This is a genomic window from Polynucleobacter sp. 39-46-10, assembly GCF_002282275.1.
In genome coordinates this window covers 1-2778 of the sequence record NZ_NCJB01000304.1, presented here as the reverse complement: position 1 = coordinate 2778, position 2778 = coordinate 1, and the positions used below count along the sequence as shown (strand labels likewise).

Below are 2778 nucleotides of genomic sequence, written 5' to 3'. Positions count from 1 at the left end.
CGTCCTCAGTTAAATACTCTAATTTGGTAATACCAATGCCATGCTCACCAGAAATCACGCCATCTAATGAGCGCGCTAATTTCATAATCCTAGGGTCAATCAACTGAATTTTCTGACCAGCGCCGTCACGATTCAGCCATGCATCAAACTCTGCCTTTAACTGAGTATCTGCCGGCAAACTCAAAATCTGAAAACCTGCAGTCTTCTGATCGTAGGCTAACAATACTTCAGGATCAACTGGCTTGCCATCGGTATTGACCCAAACTAACTGAACGCGGCCACTCTCACGACCAACTGCAATGCGTAACTGACGCATTAAAAATAAAGCCTCAAGACAAGATTCGTTCTTAATGGTGCATTCACCAGCCGGCCTTGCAACGAGTAATGTCCACTTGCCATTAAACGGAATATCAAACCAAGCAGGATTCATATCTTGCACTGGCTGAACAAGAGTTCCAAAGTTAGTTTTTCCACCCTCTGGCTTAAATACGTAATACGCCAAATAGGAGGCGATGACAGGTGCTGCACAAGCTAGCAATAGAAATAACATCTGCAGCCGGCCGCGGCGGGTCTGCGCATTAATTGCGGAAGAATCCATTTGCGAAGCTGGGATCAATAATTCTTTATCACTCACACTCTATCTCCATTTACCGCTAGCTCTCGCCGGTATTTCATAAGCCCATTGATGAGCCAAAATAAAAATCCAGCCAATGCTAATGCAAACCACTGAAAGGCATAAGCATAATGGCGATCGACTCCATTTGTTGGAGAGGGCCAATTTCTGACTAAACCATCCTCTTTCGAAGAACCAGACTCTCGAACGATGAAAGGTAGCTGCTTCCATTCATGGCTTTGAGTTTCTAATGCCAAATCAAAATTTTGCTCAATTCGAGGCCTAGCTTTGGAATCCCCTTTTTGACCTAATTCATAAACTCTTCCCGGGTGAGGGAATGCAACACCCTCAATAGTCACAATCTCATCGGCTGTCTTGACTGGGGGGAGCTCAATACGATTTTGATTGTTACGAGGCGCCCATCCTCGATTAATCCAAAGAACTGCTTCTTGACCTTCCAACTTCAAAGGCATCATCACATAAAAGCCAGATTGCCCAGAAGCACCAGATCCACCCTCTGGGATAGGACGAGGACGGTTATCTAACCAAACTACCTCATCCTGCACAAACCTTCCCCGAGCAAGAATACGGCGCTCTGAAGCCTGTTCTAAGGTCAAATTATCAGCATTGACATTCAGTACAGGCATTTGTAATTTGGCAGAAAGCGATTCACCTAAGCGGATTTTTTGTTCCGCCCGATTTAACTGCCATATGCCTGCTCCACAGCCCACTAAAATCACTAGAAGGGCTGATAAAGTAGCGACTATACGACTAGTAATTAAGCTAGAAAACATATTCACGGGGGTATTTTGAGATGAAATGGATTATTCCAGTTGCACTGCTAATGATTGTAGGAAGCTTGGGCTCTGCTCTCTACTTCATGATGAAAGACAAAGGTGGGAGCTCAAGAATGGTTCAGTCTCTCATGCTGCGTATTGGACTTTCAATAGTACTCTTCTTGGGAATTTTGATTGCCCACTACTTTGGATACATCGAGGCTAGTGGCGTTCGGGTGGGCACAAACTAAATCCACCCCCTAAGCTAGCAAGCATCTAAAGCAAATCGGGGCTTAATGCCCCGATTTTTTATTTCCTTACATCCAGTAAACAGCGATGTACAGACCAAGCCAGACAACGTCAACGAAGTGCCAGTACCAAGCAGCCCCTTCAAACGCAAAATGATTTTCAGCTGTGAAGTCACCACGAATCATTCGACGCAACACAATAGCCAACATTAAGCCACCCAGGAATACGTGGAATCCATGAAAGCCGGTCAACATGAAGAATGTTGAGCCATAAATGCCTGAAGTTAACTTCAGATTCAAGGCATGGTAAGCATGGTAGTACTCATAAATCTGGAAGCCTAAGAAAACAACGCCCAAGGCAACAGTTGCAGCCAAGCCATTGATGGCTTGCTTCATATGACCTTCACGAATCGCATGATGTGCGTAAGTCACAGTCACACCAGAAGACAAGAGCAGCAAGGTATTGATAGTAGGGATTGGCCACGGACCCATAGTCGTGAACTTCTCAACCAATCCTGCAGGGCCATCATTAGGCCAAACCGCTGTGAAATCAGGCCAGAGTAATTTACTTTCAACATCACCCATCCAAGGCATCGCAATATTGCGCGCATAGAACAAAGCCGCAAAGAATGCGCCAAAGAACATAATCTCAGAGAAAATGAACCAAGCCATCGACCAGCGATAAGAAATATCTACGTTGACACCATTCTTACCAGAGTTAGACTCGGCGATGGTATCCCCAAACCAGTTATAGAGAACAAATAAAACCCAGAGAACACCAACCGCAGTAACTGGGCCACCCCAGGCTGCATGGTTTACCCAGCCAGACATTCCAGCGCCAAAAGCAAGCAAGCCTAAAGCTGCTGAGGCTGGATGACCAGATAGTCCAGGAACAAAATAGTAAGGGGTTGAATTGGATGACATCTTATTCTCTCTATTCAATCAAAAAATAATCAATGGGACACAACTGCTTTAACTATCAAGAGGAGTATGCCCATAAAAATTATGGCACCCAAAACTCCCGCAATGACAATATGAACAAAACTTAATGACGCTACATCTTCCTGCAATCCTGATTTTTTACGCACGCCCAAAAAAGCCCAAAATACTGCGACCATGGATTGCATAAAAGTACTTTTTT

Annotated in this window: 5 protein-coding genes; 1 reads left to right on the top strand and 4 read right to left on the bottom strand. The window is 44.7% G+C overall.

Features of this window, described 5'->3' with window-relative positions; genetic code table 11:
• On the bottom strand, positions 1-634 hold a 634-nt coding region (locus B7X71_RS14810), incomplete at its 3' end, for an FAD-linked oxidase C-terminal domain-containing protein (protein WP_293601223.1).
• Positions 631-1407 carry an SURF1 family protein gene (locus B7X71_RS14805; RefSeq protein WP_293599431.1) on the bottom strand — a complete coding sequence of 259 codons (777 nt, stop codon included), beginning with the start codon at positions 1405-1407 and terminating at the stop codon, positions 631-633. The genes B7X71_RS14810 and B7X71_RS14805, both read right to left, overlap by 4 nt.
• Before the next feature lie 20 nt (positions 1408-1427).
• Here B7X71_RS14805 and B7X71_RS14800 point away from each other — a divergent pair, with 20 nt between their 5' ends.
• Positions 1428-1640 carry a twin transmembrane helix small protein gene (locus B7X71_RS14800; RefSeq protein WP_215302142.1) on the top strand — a complete coding sequence of 71 codons (213 nt, stop codon included), beginning with the start codon at positions 1428-1430 and terminating at the stop codon, positions 1638-1640.
• Between the two features lie 66 nt (positions 1641-1706).
• Here B7X71_RS14800 and B7X71_RS14795 read toward each other — a convergent pair whose 3' ends face one another.
• Positions 1707-2561 (bottom strand): cytochrome c oxidase subunit 3, encoded by an 855-nt coding sequence (locus B7X71_RS14795; protein WP_293599430.1) that lies wholly within the window; start codon positions 2559-2561, stop codon positions 1707-1709.
• Positions 2562-2590: 29 nt separating this feature from the next.
• On the bottom strand, positions 2591-2778 hold a 188-nt coding region (locus B7X71_RS14790; protein WP_293601221.1), incomplete at its 5' end, for a DUF2970 domain-containing protein.